An 18803-nucleotide genomic window follows, 5' to 3' on the forward strand; every position below is an offset into this window, starting at 1 on the left:
GAATCGCCATAATAGCTGATTCGCTGACTCAGCGGACGCGTCGGGGCGCCGTTTCGTCTTAAAGCTTCATCATCCTGAGCCGCAGCGCATTGCCGATCACGCTCACCGAGGAGAGCGCCATGGCCGCCGCCGCGATCATCGGCGACAGCAGCAGGCCGAAGGTCGGGTAGAGCACGCCCGCCGCCACTGGAACGCCTGCCGCATTGTAGATGAAGGCGAACAGCAGGTTCTCGCGGATATTGCGCATGGTCGCCTGGGAGAGGCGGCGCGCCTCGGCGATGCCCATGAGATCGCCGTGCAACAAGGTGACGCCTGCACTTTCGATGGCGACGTCGGTGCCCTTGCCCATGGCGATGCCGATATCGGCGGCGGCCAGCGCCGGCGCGTCATTCACGCCGTCGCCCGCCATGGCGACGACGCGGCCTTCGCTCTGAAGGCGCTTGACGATTTGGGCCTTCTGGTCGGGCAGCACATCGGCCTCCACCTCGGTGATGCCAAGCTGGCGGGCGACGGCTTCCGCCGTCGTGCGGTTGTCGCCAGTTAGCATCACGATGCGGATCTTCGCCTCGCGCAGTGCTTTGAGCGCCGCAGGTGTGCTTGCCTTGATCGGATCGGCGATGGCGATGACGCCTGCCGCCTTGCCGTCAACGCCGATGAAGATCGCGGTGGCGCCGTCCTGGCGCAGCTTCTCCGCCTCGCCGGCGAGGCCTGAGGTGTCGACGCCTTCCGATTTGAGGAAGGTGGCATTGCCGAGTGTGATCTTCTTGCCCTCGACCTTGCCCAGGGCACCCTTGCCGGTCGGCGAGTCGAAATCCTTGACCTCGGGCAGGACGAGCTTCTTCTCTTCGGCTGCTGTGACGATCGCCAGAGCGAGCGGGTGCTCGGAGGCGCGCTCGACGCCGGCGGCGAGCCGCAGGAGCTCGGTCTCGTCGAGGCCGGGCGCGGCGACGATGCGCGTCACTTTCGGCTTGCCCTCGGTGAGCGTGCCGGTCTTGTCGACGACCAGCGCGTCGGCTTTCTCCAGGCGCTCCAGCGCCTCGGCATTCTTGATGAGGATGCCATTCTCGGCGCCCTTGCCGACGCCCACCATGATCGACATGGGTGTTGCGAGGCCGAGCGCGCAGGGGCAGGCGATGATCAGCACGGAGACGGCGGCGAGCAGCGCATAGGAGAGGCGCGGCTCCGGCCCCATCAGCATCCAGGCGGCGAAGGCAAGCACCGCGATGACAATGACCAGTGGCACGAACCAGCCCGACACCTGATCGGCGAGGCGCTGGATGGGGGCTCGCGAACGTTGCGCTTCGGACACCATCTGCACGATGCGCGCCAGCATGGTCTCGCGGCCGACCTTGAGCGCCCGCATGGTGAGGGCGCCGGTCTGGTTGATGGTGCCTCCCGTCACCTTGGCGCCGGGCGTCTTGGTGACCGGCATGGACTCGCCGGTGATCATCGATTCATCGACCGAGGAACGCCCGTCGACGACCTCGCCATCGACCGGCACCTTCTCGCCCGGGCGCACTCGCAAAATATCGCCGGCCTCGACGAGATCGAGCGCCACTTCGGCTTCCGAGCCATCGGCGGCGATGCGTCGCGCCGTCTTGGGGGCAAGCCCGAGGAGCGCCTTGATGGCGCCCGATGTCTGGTCGCGGGCGCGCAATTCCAACACCTGGCCGAGCAGCACCAGCACGGTGATCACCGCGGCGGCCTCGAAATAGACCGGGACGCTGCCGTCATGATTGCGCAGCGCCTCGGGGAACAGGGAGGGCAGCAGTGTCGCGATCACGCTGAAGGTCCAGGCGACGCCGGTGCCCATGGCGATGAGCGTGAACATATTGAGGTTGCGGGTGACCAGCGAGCGCCAGCCGCGTTCGAAGAAGGGAAATCCCGCCCACAGCACGACCGGGGTCGCGAGCACGAGCTGTACCCAGTTCGAGATGCCGGCCGGGATCGAATGCATGAGCGCCGGAAAGAGATGCGCGCCCATTTCAAGCACGAAGACCGGCACGGTGAGAACGAGGCCGATCCAGAAGCGCCGCGTCATGTCGGCGAGCTCAGGGTTAGGGCCGCTTTCGGCGGTCGCCATTTCCGGCTCCAGCGCCATGCCGCAGATCGGGCAGGAACCGGGACCGACCTGCCGGATCTCGGGATGCATCGGGCAGGTATAGATGGCGGTGGGGTCGACCGGCTTGGTTTCGGCCCTGGGCTCGACATAGCGCTGCGGCTCCGCCTCGAATTTCGCCTTGCAGCCGGCCGAGCAGAAATAGAAGTGCCCGCCCTGATGCGTGAGCATATGCTTGGCGGTGGCCGGATCGACGTCCATGCCGCAGACCGGGTCCTTCACCTTGCCGTTCTGCGGTGCCGCGCCATGCTGATGATGGCTATGACCATGGTGAGCGTGGTCGTGAGGGGTATGGCCATGGCCTTTTGTCTTTTGCATCATCTGCTCCGAATTCGATACCCGGGGAGGGTATTTGCTTCTTGCTCTATATACCCCCATGGGGTATATGGCAAGTATGAAGGCCGAAACCAAACAATCGTGTCTGAAGCGGCTGGGGCGGATCGAGGGCCAGGTGCGCGGTGTGGCACGCATGGTCGAGGAAAGCCGCTATTGCATCGATGTGATGACGCAGATCTCCGCCATCCGCGCGGCCTTGAAGCGCGTCGAGGAGGAAGTTCTGAAGGACCATGTCGCCCATTGCGTCGAGGACGCGATGATCTCGGGCAACAAGGACGAGCAGCGCCGCAAGCTCGCCGAGCTCCTGGACGTACTCGGAAGGCTGCAAAATTGATCTTTGCTTGAGTCGAAGGGAGTTCCTCAGTTGCCCAGCCGTAAGCCGATCTCATCGGCGTCGAGATCGATCAGCAGGCCATTCTTCTCGAAGTAGCGTATGCCGACGATGTGATGATCGAGATGCGATTTGAGCTCGACCTCCGGTCGATACTCCGTCTTGAAGGTCCATTGATCGACGCCCGGCACATCGACCGATACTTTCGAGCCCTTCGGCAGCGAACTGGCGGCGTCAGTTGATGCTTTGTCGGCGATCATGATCGTGGAGTTGCCGGTGTCGAATAATGTCGGAGCGCAAGCTCGCGACGTTTGCCAAGTGATGCAGGTTTCCAGTGTCGGAAAATTGTGAGCCGGATTGGCGCGGACCAACGGGTGGAGACGGAAGCCGTGTTTGTCTTGTTCCCGCAAGCCGACATAGAGGGAGCGAGTTGCCGGACAATCGCCGCGCTCGTTCGTGCATACCTTCCAGCGCTCGCCGATTGGTTCAAGGCGATACCCACGACGCAACCTGTCGCTGAGGGTCACCGCAGCCATCGGGGATTTGATCGATTGATCCGCGCCGATACCTCCCAACGGAGATACTCCAAATGTGCCCTGCGGCCAGAGCGGCCCTCCGACGATCATTCCGTCTGAGTTTCGTGTTTTCTTGTAACGGATAAGCACGTCTATCGCTTCGAAGGTCTCTGCTGGCCGCTTGGCGTCGCCAAAAGTCAGTCGTGCTTTGGCGAGTTGACCAAATTCAGTGTAGCCGCCATAGACTGCCGTCACCTTCTCCGTGGTGACGACGATGCCGTCTACTTCAATATCCTTCTCAATTTGAATGCCGTTATCTGAACACAGCTTTCGCGGCAGGACGATCTTGCAGTCGATCGTCACGCCCGACGAGCCAGTGTCAAATAGTAGCGGCTGGTTCACTTTCCTGGCGCCAAGCTTCAGAAGGCGAACATAGAGCATTCTGATATTTGGCGGATTTCCGGGGTATTCGAGTTTGATGAGGGGAACAGCTATTGGCTCATCTTCTGCCATGGCCAAAGAGATCGGCAGCGAATGGGCCGAAGTCAGAGCGAAAGCGATCAGTGCAACGCGCTTGCTGGTCCGCATAAGGCGCATGAAGCCGGCTCCTGATCGTACTCAGATTGCCAGATAAATAAACGATTTGGAAAATTTCACCAAGACCTGTTGCGGTTGAGAGCCGCATCACGCCATCGTGTGGCAGTCGTCCACCGGGCATTTGTCGATGAGGCCGCGCAGCTTCTCGAAGGCATCGCGCACCATCTCGCGCGCCGGCGCAGGCCCGAAGCAGGCGCGTATCGCATTCTGCTGAACGGACGGATCGGTGACGAAGACCGTGCCGGGCGTCACCTTGATGCCACTGGCGAGAGCAGCGGCGACGAAATCGCCCGGCCGCCAGTAATTGGGCAACGTAATCCAGGCGAACATCGCGCCCGGCCGGCACTCGACCTTGAGGCCGCGCAGATGCTCGAGGGCAATATCGCGGCGTATCTGGAGTTCTTCGCGGATGCCGGCCAGAGCGCGCTCGGCGACGCCGTTCTCGATCCAGCGGCTGGCGAGCTCGGCGGAAAGCCCGTTGGGCCTTCCACCGATGATCATCTGCTGGCGGTTGAGCGCTTCGGTGGCGCCCGGCGGCGGCGCCATGAAGGCCATGCGCAGGCCCGGCGCCGTCGTCTTCGACAGGCTGGTGATGAAATAGGTGCGCTCCGGCGCGAAGGTCTGGATCGGCGGCGGCGGATCGTCGGAGAGCAGGCGGAACACGTCGTCCTCGATGAGCGTGAGGTCGTAGCGCCGGATGATATCGGCGATCGCCTGGCGCCGTTCGAGCGACAGCGTGGCGGTCGTCGGATTCTGCAGCGTCGGCACCAGATAGACGATGCGCGCCTCGCCGCGTTTGGCAAAGTGTTCGAGCGACTCCGGCGTGATGCCTTCGGCGTCGTTCTGCAAGGGGCGGGTCTGAAGGCCGAATTGCCGGCAGAGCGGCTGCATGGTGGGATAGGTCAGGGGCTCGATGAGAATGCGCTCACCGGGCGTCGTCGTGGCGGAGAGGCAGGTGACCAGCGCGGCCTGGGCGCCGGCGCTCAGCACCACCTGGTCAGGGGCCATGTCGATGCCGCAGCGCGCCAGCCATTGCGCGCCCGCCTCGCGATGGCGGGCAAGGCCCTGCGCCGGCGGGTAATCGAGCAACTCCGGCCAGCCCGGATTGCGGGTGATGGCGGACAGGCCCGCTTCCAGGTCGGGCGCGCCGATTGCCCGCGGCGGGGCGGACATCTGCATGTCGAGAATGCCGGTCTCGGCACCGTTCGCGATGCTTTGCGCCGCGGCATAGTTCGGGCGCGGGTCGCGCAGATAGCTGCCGCGCCCGACTTCTCCTGACAGAAGCCCGCGCTTGGCGGCTTCCTGATAGGCGCGGGTGATGGTCCCGATGGTGACGCCGAGCCGCCAGGCGAGCTCGCGCTGCGGTGGCAGCCGGTCTCCCGCCTTGAGTTTTCCGAACGTCAGATCCGCGGCGATAGCATCGGCGATGGCGATATACCGTGGTTTGTCAGGAGCAAGGGCGGGAGTCCAACTTGTCATGGTGACAATATTCCATTTGACGGTAGCAATGATGACATTGTATGACATGTCGCAGTGCAATTAGCAAGTTTATTTGTCATCATATTGAGACAATCGATACAATTTCTTGTGAATGCACGTCAGCCACCGGGGCACTGCTGACACAATCAGGTCGACTGCCATCGTATTCTTTTTCCTGTCCGAAACCCGTCCGATGAGGTGTGCCATGCGCGATTATATCCTGAACCAGGCCGAAGCTGCTGGGAAGACATTCACGTTTCCCACCCTGAACCGGGTCATCGCCAACTGGCGCAAGCGCCGGCAACTGCGCCAGCTCGAGCAGCTCGACGACCATGTCCTGATGGATATCGGTCTCACCCGCGATGAGCTGATCCGCGTGCAGCGCGTGCCGCTGGCGCTCGATCCGGTGAGTGAGCTGCTGAATGTCAGGCCGGTGAAGCGCGGCCTGCGCCACAAATAGAGATCTTGATACCTCCCCCCGCGCGGTCTACCCCGCCGCGCATCTGGTACCTGGCCTCCCTTCGCGGACGCCAGGTTTTTTTGTGCCCCGCGGGCGCGAAAATCGCGTTGCGGCTCGCGGGCAGCCTGCGGGTACAAAAGCTAGCCGCCGGCTGAGACGAAAGGAAGCTGTCCACCTGTAACTCGTTGAGCCTGTTTGGGAAACGCATCTGGTATGTGCCAATTCCGGGCCCTGGCGCATTTCCATCGCCGGGGCAGTTCTGCTAGGTATCGCCGACCGTAACCGAGGAGCCTCTCATGAATAAGCACGCGGGCGCAGCCCAGTGGGATCCGTCACCCAACAATCTTGAGCCGTTCTGGATGGGCTTCACCCCCAATCGCGCTTTCAAGAAGAAACCGCGCCTCATCGCCCGCGCCAAGGACATGCATTATTACGACATGACCGGCCGCCCGATTCTCGATGCCACGGCGGGCCTGTGGTGCTCCAATGCCGGCCATTGCCGCGACCGCATTGTCGAGGCGATCCAGAAGCAGGCGGCCGAGCTCGACTTCGCGCCGACCTTCCAGTTCGGCCATCCCAAAGTGTTCGAGCTTTCCTCGCGCCTCGCCACTCTGGCGCCGGGCGACCTGAACTACGCCTTCTTCTGCAATTCGGGATCGGAAGCCGCCGATACGGCGTTGAAGATCGCGCTCGCCTATCACCGCGCCAAGGGCGAGGCCTCGCGCACCCGTCTGATCGGCCGCGAGCGCGGCTATCACGGTGTCAATTTCGGTGGCATCAGCGTCGGCGGCATGGTCGCCAACCGCAAGTTCTTCGGCACGATGCTCGCCGGCGTCGATCACCTGCCGCACACCTACAACCGCGCCGAGCAGGCCTTCACCAAGGGGGAGCCGAAATGGGGCGGCCACCTCGCCGACGAACTCGAGCGTCTGGTGGCGCTGCATGACGCCTCCACCATCGCCGCCGTCATCGTCGAGCCGATGGCGGGCTCGACCGGCGTCCTGCCGCCGCCCGTCGGCTATCTCAAGAAGCTGCGCCAGATCTGCGACAAATACGGCATCCTGCTCATCTTCGACGAAGTGATCACCGGCTTCGGCCGTCTGGGCTACCCCTTCGCCGCCGAGCGCTTCGGCGTCATCCCGGACATGATCACTTTCGCCAAGGGCGTCACCTCGGGCGCCGTCCCGATGGGCGGCGTGATGGTGCGTCAGCATATCTATGATGCGTTCATGAACGGCCCCGATCACGCGATCGAGTTGTTCCACGGCTACACCTACTCCGGCCATCCGATCGCCGCCGCCGCCGGCGTCGCGACGCTCGAGGTCTACAAGGAAGAAGACCTCTTCGAGCGCGCCTTGAAGCTCGAAGACAAGTGGGCGGATGCCGCCATGTCGCTCAAGGGCAAGCCGCATGTGGCGGATATCCGCACCATAGGTCTTGTCGCCGCGATCGACCTCAATCCGATCGACGGAGCGCCCGGCAAGCGCGCCTATGACGCCATGGAGAAGGGTTTCCACGACTATGGCATCATGTTGCGTATCACCGCCGACACAATCGCTTTGTCGCCGCCTCTGATCATGAAGGAAGAGCAGATCGGCGAGATTTTCGAGGACAAGCTGCCGAAAGTCCTCGCTGCAATCTGAAATTAGCTATTCCACCAATGGACTTCGGCCCGAGTGTGTTACTCTCGGGCCGAAGTGATTCGCGAGACGGGGTTCATGAAACAGCCAGCGCTGCCTTTGGGCGTCGTGGCCATCCTGGCGGTTGCGATGAGTGCCGCAGCAGGCGCCGGTGTCATCCTCTCCGGGCAGCGCATTGAATTTGCCCTCGCATTGGCGGCCATCGTGCTGGCCACCGCGCATCTGGCGATCTTCCTATACCGTGACTGGCAGCACCGGCGGCGTTTTGCCGGGCTGAGCGATCTTCATCTGCGCAGCCGCAAGCTCGCCGAGGAGCTAGCCGCTCTGACCGAGCGCATAGATGCCATCGAAGGCCGCTCCAACGAGCCGGCCGCGCCGCCCTCGCCACCCGCTGCCGACGATCTCAATCGCGAGTTCGAGGAGCTGCGGCTTTCGGTCAAGAAGCTTGCCGAGGAATATGACCGCGCTGTCGCCGATCGCGACGAGCGCGCCGCGCCGGCCGCGAACCGGCGCGCCGAGAGCCAGCCGAATCCGGCCGACCACCGCCTGGAATTCTTCCTCGAGCCGATCGTGTCGCTTGCCGACGACGTCACCCAGCATTACCGCGCCTCGCTGGTGCTCGAAGGGCCGGGCCAGCGCGTCGCCTTCGAGGAGCTGGCACGCCAGGCTGCCGCCAACGGGCTCCGGCCCGACCTCGACGGCCATGCAGTGAGCCGGGTTCTGACGGTCAGCCAGAAGCTTGCCGCCAAGCGCCCGGGCACCTGCGTCTTCGTGCCGGTCGGCGCCGAGACGCTGGCCTCCCAGGAAGCGCTCGCGGCGATAGAATGGCAGATGGAGAGGGCCGGCAAGGCCGCCGCCACGATCGTGTTCGAGATCGACCATGCCGCCATGGCGGCGCTGAGCCCGCGCGGCATCGAAGGCCTGGCTCGACTCGCCCGCAACGGCGCCGGCATGGCGCTCTCCCGCGCCCATGGCATGGGAATCGATCTCGCCGCTTTGCGCGCGCTGCAATTCCGTTTCATCACCTTCAGTGCCGCTGCTCTGCCGGCCGAGCGTCACGGGGTGCCCGCCTGGGCATCGACCGCGCGGCTCGCCGGCCAGTATGGCTTCAAGGTCGGCGTCCAGGGGCTCTTCTACGAAGGGCAGATCGATGTCGCGGGCCGCTGGGCCGAACTCGGCAGCGGTCCAGCTTTCGCGCCGCCGCGGCGTGTCAAGGGCGAGGCTGTTTCCATTGACCAGATTCGCACGGCTGCCTAAACCTCCCCGCCGAAGCGAGTGAAACAGTTACCCGGATCATCATGAAAGACCTGTCGGCGCGTTACCCCATTTGGCTGTGCGATATCTGGGGTGTCGTTCATAATGGCGTGGCGCATTTTCCACCCGCCGTCGAAGCGTTGAAAGCGCATCGCGGGCAGGGCGGCTTCGTCACGCTGCTCACCAATGCGCCGAGAAGTGCTGCCAAGGTCGCAGGCCATTTGGCGCAGCTCGGCGTCACCCGCGAGCACTATGATCTCATTGTGACCTCGGGCGACGTCACCCATGAATTGATGAAGCCCTATGACGGGCACCGCATTTATTATCTGGGCCCCGATCGCGATCTCGGCGTGCTCGACGATCTGCGCCTCGAACGCTCTTCGCCCGAGGAGGCCGAGGTGGTCCTCTGTGTCGGCCTCGTTCATGACGACCGCGAAACGCCTGACGACTATTCAGCACTGCTCGAACGGATGGCCCGGCGCAACCTGCCGATGGTCTGCGCCAATCCCGACAAGGTGGTGCGCCGCGGCAGCCGGCTGATCTATTGTGCCGGCGCGCTCGCCGAGCGCTATGCCGCCCTGGGGGGCAAGGTCGTCATGGCCGGCAAGCCTTACCGGCCGATCTACGATCTGGCGCTGGCCCGCGTCGCTTCCGAGCGCGGCGTGAACGACAAAAGGAGCTTCCTCGCCATCGGCGACGGGCCGGAAACCGATATCAAAGGGGCCGCCGATTTTGGCCTCGACATGGTGCTGATTGCCGGCGGCATTTCGGAGGAGGGGATCGATCCCCAGAAACTCGAGGCCGAAATCCGCGCCATCGTGCCGGATGCCCATATCGTCCGTACTTTGCCCTTCCTCTCCTGGCCCTGATTTTTCTCTGGATTCAATAAGTTAACCCTTGCGACCTTAGGGGAACTTTCCTTGTGCGGCGCAATATGGTTGTTTAGCGGTCGCAAAAAACAAAATCCGAGGATCGTGGTGATGTCCGGCGCGCATTATTGTATCGAGGATCTGGAAGTCGGCATGGAAGCCGCCCATGAACGGGGGGTGACCGGCAGCGACATCGAGACCTTCGCCGAATTGTCGGGCGACAACAATCCCGTCCATCTCGACGCCGAATTCGCTGCCAAGTCGCCGTTCAAGGCCCGCATCGCCCATGGCATGCTCACCGCAAGCTTCATCTCGACCATTCTCGGCACCAAGCTGCCGGGTCATGGCTGCATCTATCTCTCGCAGACCCTGCGCTTCAAGGCGCCGGTCCGGATCGGTGACACGGTGCGTGCTCTCGCCCGCATCTCCTCGCTCGACCGCGCCAAACGCCGCGCTGAGCTCGACTGCTCCGTCTCGGTCGGCGACAAGGTCGTGCTGGAGGGCGAAGCCCTCGTCCTGGTGCCTTCCCGCGGCTAGCGCATCGGTCCGAAAAGTGCGAAGCGGTTTTCGGACAAGCCCATGCGCAAACAGGAATCATTCTTTAAACTCGACTGATGACCATGATCATTGAAGCCGGGGCGTCGCTTCCCCAGGACCTGCGCGGCGCCGTCGTCGCCATCGGCAATTTCGACGGCGTGCATCGCGGCCACCAGCAGTTGCTGGCCGCCGCCGAAGCCGAGGCCCGTCGTCGCAACACCCATTGGGGCCTGCTCACTTTCGAGCCGCATCCGCGCACCTTCTTCCGCCCCGCCGAGCCGGCATTCCGTCTCACCCCCATGCCCTTGAAGGCGCGCCTCGTATCGGCGCTCGGCGCGAGCTTCACCGCGGTCCTAGCCTTCGATGCGGCGCTGGCGGCGATGAGCCCTGAGGATTTTGTACGCAAGGAATTGAGCGAGCGCCTCGGCGTCGCCCATGTCGTCACCGGCTATGATTTCCATTTCGGCCATGGCCGCAAGGGCACGCCTGGGACGATGCGCGAGCTCGGTCGGCAACTGGGTTTCGGCGTGACGGTGATCGACCAGGTGACCGATGACGATGGTTTCGCGCCTTTCTCCTCGAGCGCCATCCGCGACTCGCTGCGCCATGGCCATGTGAGCGAGGCCGCCCGCCAGCTCGGCTATTGGTGGACGGTGATGGGCGAGGTGGTGCATGGCGATCAACGCGGCCGCACCATCGGATTCCCGACGATCAATATCGTGCTGCCCGATGGATCGGAACCGTTCCAGGGAATCTATGCGATGCGTGTGCGTGACGTCACGCTCAATGGCGCTCCGCGCTGGAAGGGCGCGGGCTATTTCGGCCGCCGGCCCACTTTCGCCAGCGAGAAGACGTTCCTTGAAGTTTTCCTGTTCGGCTTCAGCGGCGATCTCTATGGCCGCACGATGATGGTCGAGCTCATCGATCTCATCCGTCCCGACCGGCGCTTCGACACGATCGACGATCTGGTGGCGCAGATGAAGCTCGACTGCGCCGAAGCCGAGCGCCGGCTCGAGGCCGCGGAAGCGAATGCCATGCTCTCTGCCTTTCCCCTGGCGCGGGCGCAGAAGGCCGGCACGCTTTAACGCGGGTGTGCGCCAAACGGCTTGACGACCAATCGGGGCTGCTGTCATTTTGCCACGATGATGCGAGCTCTTGCCGTTCTCCTGTTCTCGGCTCTCGCGGTTCCGCAGGCATTCGCGGACAGGCTTGATGCGCGGGAAATTCGCCAGGTCGTGCCGGGCGATTGGTCCGGCACATATAAGGACGCGCCGATTGTGCTTTCGATCGCCGCCGACGGAACCGTCAAAGGCCGTTACTCCGGCATATCCGCCACCGGCCACTGGACAATCAAGCGCGTGCGCGATGGCGACGACCGGATCTGCCTGACATTCTCGTCGATCATCAGCGCTACGAAATGCGGAGAACTGTTTCGCAGCGGCAATAGCGTCATTTACGGCTATATCAACCGTGGCAAGCCGCGCCTCTGGCTGAGGCGCAGCTGAGGTCCTGGCTGTTCTCTATTGCCTCCACGGCCCGCAGACATCGTAGACAAGTGAGGCGAACAGCGCTCCCAACACGACGCCGATCGCCATGCCGAGCAAGGCGAAAATTCTGCGGCTGAAGGGCTGCCAGGCCCGGCCATGCCCAAACGCCACGCCAATTGCTCCGAAAACCAGAAGACCCATCATGATGAAAGGAAGGGTTGCCTCGTCGCGGAAGGCGCATTCAATTCTCTGGATGAAATCGGCGAGCATATCAGGGGTTACTACGTTGATGAGGAGCCTTCACGGAAAGCGCACCGTCTGCGCCAGATAGTCGAGCAGCGCGCGCACCCGCGCCGGCAGATGCCCACCCTGTCCGACATAGACCGCATACATCGTCTCGATGTCGCCGGGATTGTATGTTTCCAGCACCGGCACGAGCCGGCCGGACTCGATGTCAGGCATGATGTGAAAGCTCGACAGGCGCGCGAGCCTCAATCCCTCCAACGCCAGCTGCCGCAATGCCTCGCCGTCGCTCACCAGCGCATTGCCTGTCAACGCCATTGTCGTCTTCCCGCGCGCGCCATCGGCAAAAGGCCAGCCTTCGACATGGCGGGTGAAGCAGAAGCCAAGCTGATTGTGTTGTTCAAGATCGGCCGGAGTCTCAGGCTCTCCATGTCGGCGCAGATAGTCGGGTGCAGCGACGATCATCATCCGGCTGTCGCCGAGCTTGCGCGCGATAAGGCTCGATTCGCGCAAGGGCCCGGTGCGGATGGCGATATCGGCGCGCTCCTCGATGAGATCGACCACCCGGTCGGTGAGCGCCACATCGACCTTGATCTTGGGATGGTCGGCGAGGAAACGGGGCAGCAGTGGCAGCAGGTAATGCAGGCCGAAGGGCACGTTGCTGTTGACGCGCAGCCGCCCTTGCGGCTCGGCGCCGGCCGACGCCTCACGTTCGGCAGTGTTGATGTCCTCGAGGATGCGTAAGCCCCGCTCATGGAAGAGCACGCCTTCGGCGGTGAGCTCGAGCTTGCGGGTCGAGCGATTGATGAGGCGCACGCCGAGCCGGCTTTCAAGACGCGCCACGAGTTTGCTCACCGCCGACGGGGTCATGTTGAAGGCCCGTGCGGCGGCGGAGAAGTCGCCGAGGTCGACGACGCGGACGAAGACCTCGATCTCGCCCGAGCGGTTGACGTCGAGCCGGCTCACGACACCATCTCGTCCTCGGTCTCATCTAGAAGCCCGGTGGGAAGGCCGTCCATGCTGGTGAGGTTCTTCTCGCGCCAATAGGCCTCGAGCCCCTCCTGGCCCTTCGCTTCCGCCCAGCGGTCGAGATTGGGCCGTTCGGCGCGGTAGTCATAGAGTGGCACCGCGTAGCCGCAGGAGGTCTGCACGAGATCGATATCGAGACGGATGAACTGGCGCGCCCCCAAAGGCTCCTGGCCGCCAAAGTGTTCGGCGAGCAGACTCAGATATTCGGCGCTGTTGCGCCGGATCATGCGGCCGCGCCCATAGAAGCGCAGGATGACCGGCGGGCCGTCAAAGGCGCAGAACATGATGGTGAGCCGGCCATCGGCTTTGAGATGCGCCGCCGTCTCGTTGCCGCTGCCGGTTCTGTCGAGATAAATCGCCGTGTGGTCGTCGAGCAGCCGCAGCGCCTCGGTCGAGCGCGGCGAGACATTGACGCGCGTGCCTTCCGCCGCTGAGGCGGTGAAGAAGATATGCTGTCGGGAGATGAAATTCCGATGGGCGTCTTCGATTCGCGCGAACTGCTTCGCCATGATGAATTGAGCTCACAAATCCTGTTCCCTTATGCATCCTAGTTCATGAATGCGAGGCCGTCCATCTAGGCCACATCCGGCATCTGGGCCGGACTGTGGGACAGATCATGCCTCTTGCACTTTATGCGCTCACCGCCGGCGCGTTCGGAATCGGCGTCACCGAATTCGTCATCATGGGTCTGCTGATCGAGGTCGCGGGCGATCTCGGCGTCTCCATCCCGGCCGCCGGCCTGCTCATTTCGGGCTATGCCCTGGGTGTGGTGCTGGGCGCGCCCATCCTCACCGTGGCCACCGGCCGCTGGCCGCGCAAGAGCGTGCTCCTGGCGCTCATGGCCGTCTTCACCCTTGGGAATGCCGCCGCCGCTCTGGCGCCCGACTACGGGACCTTGATGGCGGCGCGCGTCCTCACCGCGTTCGCCCATGGCACCTTCTTCGGCGTCGGCTCGGTCGTGGCGACGGGCCTCGTCGCGCCGGACAAGAAGGCCTCGGCTATCGCCATCATGTTCACCGGACTGACCGTCGCCACCATTCTGGGCGTGCCCTTCGGCACCTGGCTCGGCCAGATGTTCGGGTGGCGCTCGACCTTCTGGGCGGTGACGGCAGTCGGCTTCGCTGCTTTCGCGGTGATCTGGGCCTTCGTCCCGCGCGATGCGGCACCGGCACAACAGGGGAGCCTCCGCGACGATCTCGTGGTGCTCCGCCGCCCGCAAGTGCTGCTCGGCCTCCTGACGACCGTGCTCGGCTATGCCGGCGTCTTCGCCGTCTTCACCTATATCGCGCCGATCCTCACCCGCATCTCGGGCTTTTCCGAAGCCGCGGTGTCGCCTTTGATGCTGGCTTTCGGCGCCGGCCTTTTGATCGGCAATCTGGCCGGCGGCAAGCTCGCCGACCGAAAGCTGACCCCGGCGCTGATCGGCAGTCTCGTCACCTTGACGGTCGTGCTGGGGCTGATGAGCTTCGCCATCCATGACCGCATCGCGTCGGCCCTCTTTGTCTTCCTTCTGGGCGCCGCGGCCTTTGCCACCGTTGCGCCCTTGCAGATGTGGGTGCTGGAGAAGGCCGAGGGCGCCGGCCAGAACCTCGCCTCGAGTTTCAACATTGCCGCCTTCAATCTCGGCAATGCCGGCGGCGCCTGGCTGGGTGGCCTCGTCATCGACCGCGGACCGGGACTCGACTTCGTCACCTGGGCCGCCGCTTTCGTCACCCTGTCGGGTCTCGCCGTCGCTCTTCTGGCACTGAAGCTCGATGCCGGCGGGCGCCGCGCGGCTTGCCCGGCGCCGGCGGCGGATCAATCCGTGAGGCGGGCGAGGAAATCGAGTATCGCGTGATTGAACAGAGCAGGTCGCTGCAGCGGCGCGAAATGACTGACGCCTGGAAGCAGGATAAACTGGGCGCCGGGTATGCTGCGCGCGAGATAGTCGGCATGATCGCGTTTGATGAACTCGTCATGCTCGCTGTGCGCGATCGTCACCGGAACCGCAATGCGCGCGAGATCGTCGGGACTGTAATTGGGTTCGGTCTTCATCATCAGGCTGACCGCGGCGACGAATTCGCCGAAGGCGTCGGGCGTGCCCGAGAGGCGGGCATAGTCCTTGGCGTGGCGAGAGAAGCATCGCTGGAGGAGGGGATTGTTTTCGTCGATCTCCTTTGTGCCGCTCGGATCCATGTTGCAGCCGAAGAACAAAACGCCTCTGACTCGCCAAGCCGCTCGCATGGCCAGGACCAGCGCGATGCAGGCCCCATCGCTCCAGCCGACGAAAGCCGCGTTGTCGATCGCTAGGCGGTCCATGACCGCGACAACGTCAGAAGCCATGAGCTCGTAAGTATAGGGCCGCTCGTCGCGTGTGCTCCGGCCATGGCCGCGGCTGTCGATGAGGAGGACACGGTAGCCCGCATCGAGAAGGGCGGGGACCTGATGGCCCCAGTTGCCGCTATGGCCGAGGCCGCCATGCAGAAGGACAACGGTCGGACCCGATCCGTAGGATGCGTAGCGGATCCGGGCGCCTTCATGATCGACGAAGCCTTCCGCATCCGCAACGGGCAGGGGATCGGCACCCTCCTCCGCGAAGCGCGTCAGGTCGTCGTCATGCGTCAACCGATTCAGCTTTTCTTCTTTGCCGTCGTGTCGGTCGAGGGATCGAGCAGGCGGTGCAGGTGCACGATGAAATAGCGCATCTGGGCATTGTCGATCGTCTCGCGGGCCTTGGTGAGCCAGGCCTTCTGCGCCGTCTCGAAATTGGGATAGATGCCGACGATGTCGAGGCCGGCCACATCCTTGAAGGTGATGCCGTCGAGATCGGTGAGTTCGCCGCCGAAGACCAGATGAAGAAGTTGCTCCGGCTGTTTCTTGGGTGACTTGCTCATGATGGTGAAAGATGCTCCAGAAGGGCCGCCTGCAGGCGAGGCGACGATGCCACGTAACTGTTTTGCCGCGTCTCGGTGCGGTTATAGGTAAAGGACTTTCCGCTCAATCCGGTGACGATGCCTCCCGCTTCGTGCACCAGAAGGTCGCCCGCCGCAAGGTCCCAGTCGTGCTTGGCCGTCGTCGACAGCGCCGCATCGAGCTTCCCTTGCGCAACGAAAGCCAGCCTGAGGGCAAGCGGCAGGTTGCCGCTTGCCACTGCCTCGATCGGCGCGCGAGCCCGCAGCTGTGTGAGCGCCGAGGCATTGCCGAGGATGCGGGCTCCGGCGAGACTTGCCGTCTGGCCGACATGGAGCGGATGGCCATTGAGTCGCGCGCCCTTGCCGATCTCCGCTTCATAGAAGTCGTCGGTCATCGGACGGTAGATGGCCGCCAGCGTCGGTCGCCCGTCGGTCAGGAGTGCGACGGCGACACACCATTCATCGCCGCCATGGGTAAAGGCGCGCGTGCCGTCGATCGGATCGGCGATCCATACCTGCCGGCGCTCGAGACGTTCCGCCGTGTCGGGCGTCTCTTCCGAAAGCCAGCCATAATCAGGCCGCTCCCCATGAAGCCGTTCCTTCAGCGCCTTGTCGACGGCGAGATCGGCCTCGGTTACGGGCGAGCCATCGCTCTTCGTCCAGCTTTTGACTTTGCGGAACAGGGAACGGGCGAGCAGGCCAGCGTCGCGCACGGCGACGTGGAGAAGATCAGCGTCCGCCAAGGGTCATTCCTTCGACGCGGCAGGAAGGGGCATTGATCGCCGCGCGATAGGTAAGATCACTCGCCGGCGTCAGATTGCGGAATATGTCGGCGAGCTTGCCGGCCAGCGTCACTTCGCTCACCGGATAGGCGATCTCCCCGTTCTCGATCCACAAGCCGGAGGCGCCGCGGCTGTAGTCACCGGTGACGATATTGGGTCCATGGCCGATGAGCTCGGTCACGTAGAAGCCGGTGCCGATCGACTTGATCATCTCGTCGAGCGATGCGGCGCCGGGGCTCAAGGTGACATTGGATGAAGACGGGCCCGGCGGGCCGGCGAGGCCGCGTGCGGCGTGGCCGGTGCTCTCAAGCCCCAGCTGCCGCGCCGAGCCCAGATCGAGGATCCAGCTCTTCAGCACGCCCGCCTCGATGAGCGGCAGGGGCCTGGTCGCGATGCCTTCGGCGTCGAACGGGCGCGAGGCGAGGCCACGCGGACGCAAGGGATCGTCGACGATCCTGATGTCGCTGCCAAAGACCTGCTCGCCGAGTTTCTCGCGCAGGAAGCTCGTCCCGCGCGCGATTGCCGAGCCCATGATGGCGGAAAGGAAGTGGCTGACGAGGCTCGATGCGATGCGGCTGTCATAGATGACCGGCACGGCCTGTGACTTGACCTTGCGCGGATTGAGACGGCGCACCGCCCGAAGCCCGGCTTCGCGGCCGATATCCTCGGGCTTGCGCAGATCCTGAGGGTGGATCACCGAGGAGAAATCATAGTCGCGTTCCATCGCCGTCGCCTCGCCGGCGATCGCGGTCGCGCTGAGGGAAAGGCCGGTGCGCCGATAGCCGCCGGCGAAGCCGTTGGAGGCGGCGAGCATGACGCGGCGCTCATATGAGGACGCGCCGGCGCCGCCCGATTTGCTGACACCCCTGACGTCCAGCGCATGCCTCTCGGCGCTGAGCGCCATGTCGCGCAGGGCTTGCGCGTCGAGCAGCGTCTCACCCGCCATGTCGAGCGCGGCCCAGTCGCGCGCCACCTGATCGGGCGTGGCGATGCCGGAATAGGGATCGGCGGGAGCGGCCTTGGCCATGGCGACCGCCTGCTCAGCGATGCGCTCGATGCCGCCTGAGTCGATCTTGCTCGTGGCGATGGCGGCCGAGGACTGGCCGACAAAGACCCGGAGGCCCACTTCGATCGCTTCCGATTGTTCGAGATTTTCGATGGCGCCTTCGCGCACCGCGACATCGAGGCTGCGGCCGTCGATGACGATCGCATCGGCGGCGCTGGCGCCGAAGTGCTTCGCGCGCGCAAGCGCGGTCTGGGCAAGGGTAGCGAGATCTTTGGTCATCTGGTGAGCGTGTCGAGAAGGAGGCCTAGAAGGAGCAGCAGCCCGAAATAACGATTGGACCAGAACAGCTTCCGGCAGTTCTGCGGATCGTCGATATCGAGCTTGGCGATCTGCCAGGCGGCATGGACCGCCGCTGCGACCACCCCCATATGGGCGAGAAGCCCGGCTCGCGCAAGCCAGAGGCCCGCATCGATCAGGACGAGCGCCAGGATGAAGAATCCCGCTATCCAATAGACCGAGGACGCGCCGAATTTGAGCGCGGTCGACTTCACCCCGATCAGGACGTCGTCCTCCTTGTCCTGATGCGCATAGATCGTGTCATAGGCGAGCGTCCAGGCGATGCCGCCGAGATAGAGGAGCAAAGCGGGCCAGGAGAGATTCCCGTGAATCGAGCTCCAGCCGACGAGCGCGCCCCAGTTGAAGGCGAGGCCCAGAAACACCTGCGGCCAATAGGTGAAGCGTTTCATGAAGGGATAGATGGCGACGATCGCGAGCGAGGCTGCGCCGATCAGAACTGTCGGCCAGTTGAACTGCAGAAGGATGACGAGGCCCGCCAGGCATTGCAGGATGAGGAAGACGACGGCCGCCTTGACGCTCACCTGACCCGAGGGGATGGGCCGCGAGCGGGTGCGCGCGACCTTGGCGTCGAAGTCGCGGTCGGCGAGATCGTTGAGCGTGCAGCCGGCGCCGCGCATGATCAGGGCGCCGATGAGGAACAGCAGCGCATACCAGATATTGGGCACCCCGCCGCCCTGTGCGATCTGCGCCAGGATCAGGCCCCACCAGCAGGGGAGCAGCAGCAGCCACGAGCCGATCGCCCGGTCGAGCCGCATGAGCCGCGCATAGGGGCGCCAGGCCTGCGGCATGTAGCGGTCGACCCAGTTGTCGGGCGGCGCGTCGGCGACGTGATCGGTCATGGGGCTGTGTTAGCCCGGGAGGCCACGGAGCG

The 18803-nt window shown here is 64.0% G+C and carries 20 protein-coding genes; 9 read left to right on the forward strand and 11 right to left on the reverse strand.

Translation table 11 applies throughout. From position 1 onward, the window contains the following. Nucleotides 1–58: 58 nt before the first annotated feature. Nucleotides 59–2440 (reverse strand): heavy metal translocating P-type ATPase, encoded by a 2382-nt coding sequence (locus G5V57_RS16265; RefSeq protein WP_165168647.1) that lies wholly within the window; start codon nucleotides 2438–2440, stop codon nucleotides 59–61. A gap of 73 nt (nucleotides 2441–2513) precedes the next feature. Here G5V57_RS16265 and G5V57_RS16270 point away from each other — a divergent pair, with 73 nt between their 5' ends. After that, the gene (locus G5V57_RS16270) at nucleotides 2514–2789 is read left to right on the forward strand and encodes a metal-sensitive transcriptional regulator (RefSeq protein ID WP_165168648.1); all 276 of its coding nucleotides are present in this window, start codon (nucleotides 2514–2516) and stop codon (nucleotides 2787–2789) included. 26 nt (nucleotides 2790–2815) lie between these two features. Here G5V57_RS16270 and G5V57_RS16275 read toward each other — a convergent pair whose 3' ends face one another. Next, on the reverse strand, nucleotides 2816–3898 hold the full coding sequence (locus tag G5V57_RS16275) for a hypothetical protein (protein ID WP_165168649.1): 1083 nt from the start codon (nucleotides 3896–3898) through the stop codon (nucleotides 2816–2818). An 87-nt stretch (nucleotides 3899–3985) separates the two neighbouring features. Next, nucleotides 3986–5377, reverse strand: a complete 1392-nt coding sequence (locus G5V57_RS16280; protein WP_165168650.1) for a PLP-dependent aminotransferase family protein — start codon at nucleotides 5375–5377, stop codon at nucleotides 3986–3988. Nucleotides 5378–5582: 205 nt separating this feature from the next. On the opposite strand from G5V57_RS16280, the gene G5V57_RS16285 reads away from it, so the two are divergent. From G5V57_RS16285 to G5V57_RS16315, 7 genes are all read left to right on the forward strand, one after another. Continuing rightward, nucleotides 5583–5837 (forward strand): DUF1127 domain-containing protein, encoded by a 255-nt coding sequence (locus tag G5V57_RS16285; RefSeq protein ID WP_165168651.1) that lies wholly within the window; start codon nucleotides 5583–5585, stop codon nucleotides 5835–5837. 296 nt (nucleotides 5838–6133) lie between these two features. Then, nucleotides 6134–7480 carry an aspartate aminotransferase family protein gene (locus tag G5V57_RS16290; protein ID WP_165168652.1) on the forward strand — a complete coding sequence of 449 codons (1347 nt, stop codon included), beginning with the start codon at nucleotides 6134–6136 and terminating at the stop codon, nucleotides 7478–7480. 75 nt (nucleotides 7481–7555) lie between these two features. Further along, nucleotides 7556–8734: an EAL domain-containing protein gene (locus G5V57_RS16295; RefSeq protein ID WP_165168653.1), complete on the forward strand. Its 1179-nt coding sequence runs from the start codon at nucleotides 7556–7558 to the stop codon at nucleotides 8732–8734. A gap of 41 nt (nucleotides 8735–8775) precedes the next feature. Then, nucleotides 8776–9600 (forward strand): TIGR01459 family HAD-type hydrolase, encoded by an 825-nt coding sequence (locus G5V57_RS16300; RefSeq protein WP_165168654.1) that lies wholly within the window; start codon nucleotides 8776–8778, stop codon nucleotides 9598–9600. A gap of 111 nt (nucleotides 9601–9711) precedes the next feature. After that, a complete protein-coding gene (locus tag G5V57_RS16305) occupies nucleotides 9712–10137 on the forward strand; it encodes a MaoC family dehydratase (RefSeq protein WP_165168655.1) in 426 nt (141 codons plus the stop codon). A 77-nt stretch (nucleotides 10138–10214) separates the two neighbouring features. Continuing rightward, the gene (locus tag G5V57_RS16310) at nucleotides 10215–11222 is read left to right on the forward strand and encodes a bifunctional riboflavin kinase/FAD synthetase (protein ID WP_165168656.1); all 1008 of its coding nucleotides are present in this window, start codon (nucleotides 10215–10217) and stop codon (nucleotides 11220–11222) included. Between the two features lie 57 nt (nucleotides 11223–11279). Next, complete coding sequence (locus tag G5V57_RS16315; RefSeq protein WP_165168657.1) at nucleotides 11280–11642, forward strand: hypothetical protein; 363 nt, start codon at nucleotides 11280–11282, stop codon at nucleotides 11640–11642. A 15-nt stretch (nucleotides 11643–11657) separates the two neighbouring features. On the opposite strand, the gene G5V57_RS16320 is transcribed toward G5V57_RS16315, so the two are convergent. Genes G5V57_RS16320 through G5V57_RS16330 form a run of 3 tightly spaced genes read right to left on the reverse strand, consistent with a single transcriptional unit; the run spans nucleotide 11658 to nucleotide 13405 of the window. Next, the gene (locus G5V57_RS16320; protein ID WP_165168658.1) at nucleotides 11658–11894 is read right to left on the reverse strand and encodes a hypothetical protein; all 237 of its coding nucleotides are present in this window, start codon (nucleotides 11892–11894) and stop codon (nucleotides 11658–11660) included. Between the two features lie 30 nt (nucleotides 11895–11924). Next, on the reverse strand, nucleotides 11925–12833 hold the full coding sequence (locus G5V57_RS16325) for a LysR family transcriptional regulator (protein WP_165168659.1): 909 nt from the start codon (nucleotides 12831–12833) through the stop codon (nucleotides 11925–11927). Beyond that, nucleotides 12830–13405, reverse strand: coding sequence for a pyridoxamine 5'-phosphate oxidase family protein (locus G5V57_RS16330; RefSeq protein ID WP_165168660.1), 576 nt, complete (start codon nucleotides 13403–13405; stop codon nucleotides 12830–12832). The genes G5V57_RS16325 and G5V57_RS16330 overlap by 4 nt, the downstream gene beginning before the upstream one ends. Before the next feature lie 107 nt (nucleotides 13406–13512). Between G5V57_RS16330 and G5V57_RS16335 the strand changes: the two genes are divergently transcribed. After that, nucleotides 13513–14733, forward strand: coding sequence for an MFS transporter (locus G5V57_RS16335; RefSeq protein WP_165168661.1), 1221 nt, complete (start codon nucleotides 13513–13515; stop codon nucleotides 14731–14733). On the opposite strand, the gene G5V57_RS16340 is transcribed toward G5V57_RS16335, so the two are convergent. From G5V57_RS16340 to ubiA, 5 genes are read right to left on the reverse strand one after another with little or no spacing between them, the layout of a single operon-like run. Continuing rightward, nucleotides 14694–15500, reverse strand: coding sequence for an alpha/beta fold hydrolase (locus G5V57_RS16340; protein ID WP_165168662.1), 807 nt, complete (start codon nucleotides 15498–15500; stop codon nucleotides 14694–14696). The two genes, G5V57_RS16335 and G5V57_RS16340, sit on opposite strands and share 40 nt — an antisense overlap. A gap of 5 nt (nucleotides 15501–15505) precedes the next feature. Then, a complete protein-coding gene (locus G5V57_RS16345; RefSeq protein WP_165168663.1) occupies nucleotides 15506–15769 on the reverse strand; it encodes a DUF4170 domain-containing protein in 264 nt (87 codons plus the stop codon). Beyond that, nucleotides 15766–16530 carry a 3'(2'),5'-bisphosphate nucleotidase CysQ gene (locus G5V57_RS16350; RefSeq protein ID WP_165168664.1) on the reverse strand — a complete coding sequence of 255 codons (765 nt, stop codon included), beginning with the start codon at nucleotides 16528–16530 and terminating at the stop codon, nucleotides 15766–15768. Before G5V57_RS16350 ends, G5V57_RS16345 begins: the two co-directional genes overlap by 4 nt. Next, nucleotides 16517–17854 carry a TldD/PmbA family protein gene (locus G5V57_RS16355; RefSeq protein ID WP_165168665.1) on the reverse strand — a complete coding sequence of 446 codons (1338 nt, stop codon included), beginning with the start codon at nucleotides 17852–17854 and terminating at the stop codon, nucleotides 16517–16519. The genes G5V57_RS16350 and G5V57_RS16355 overlap by 14 nt, the downstream gene beginning before the upstream one ends. Continuing rightward, nucleotides 17851–18771, reverse strand: a complete 921-nt coding sequence (gene ubiA, locus G5V57_RS16360) for a 4-hydroxybenzoate octaprenyltransferase (protein WP_165168666.1) — start codon at nucleotides 18769–18771, stop codon at nucleotides 17851–17853. Before ubiA ends, G5V57_RS16355 begins: the two co-directional genes overlap by 4 nt. Between the last annotated feature and the right edge of the window lie 32 nt (nucleotides 18772–18803).

Origin of the sequence: Nordella sp. HKS 07 (assembly GCF_011046735.1) — a bacterium.
Taxonomy (GTDB): Bacteria; Pseudomonadota; Alphaproteobacteria; order Rhizobiales; family Aestuariivirgaceae; genus Taklimakanibacter.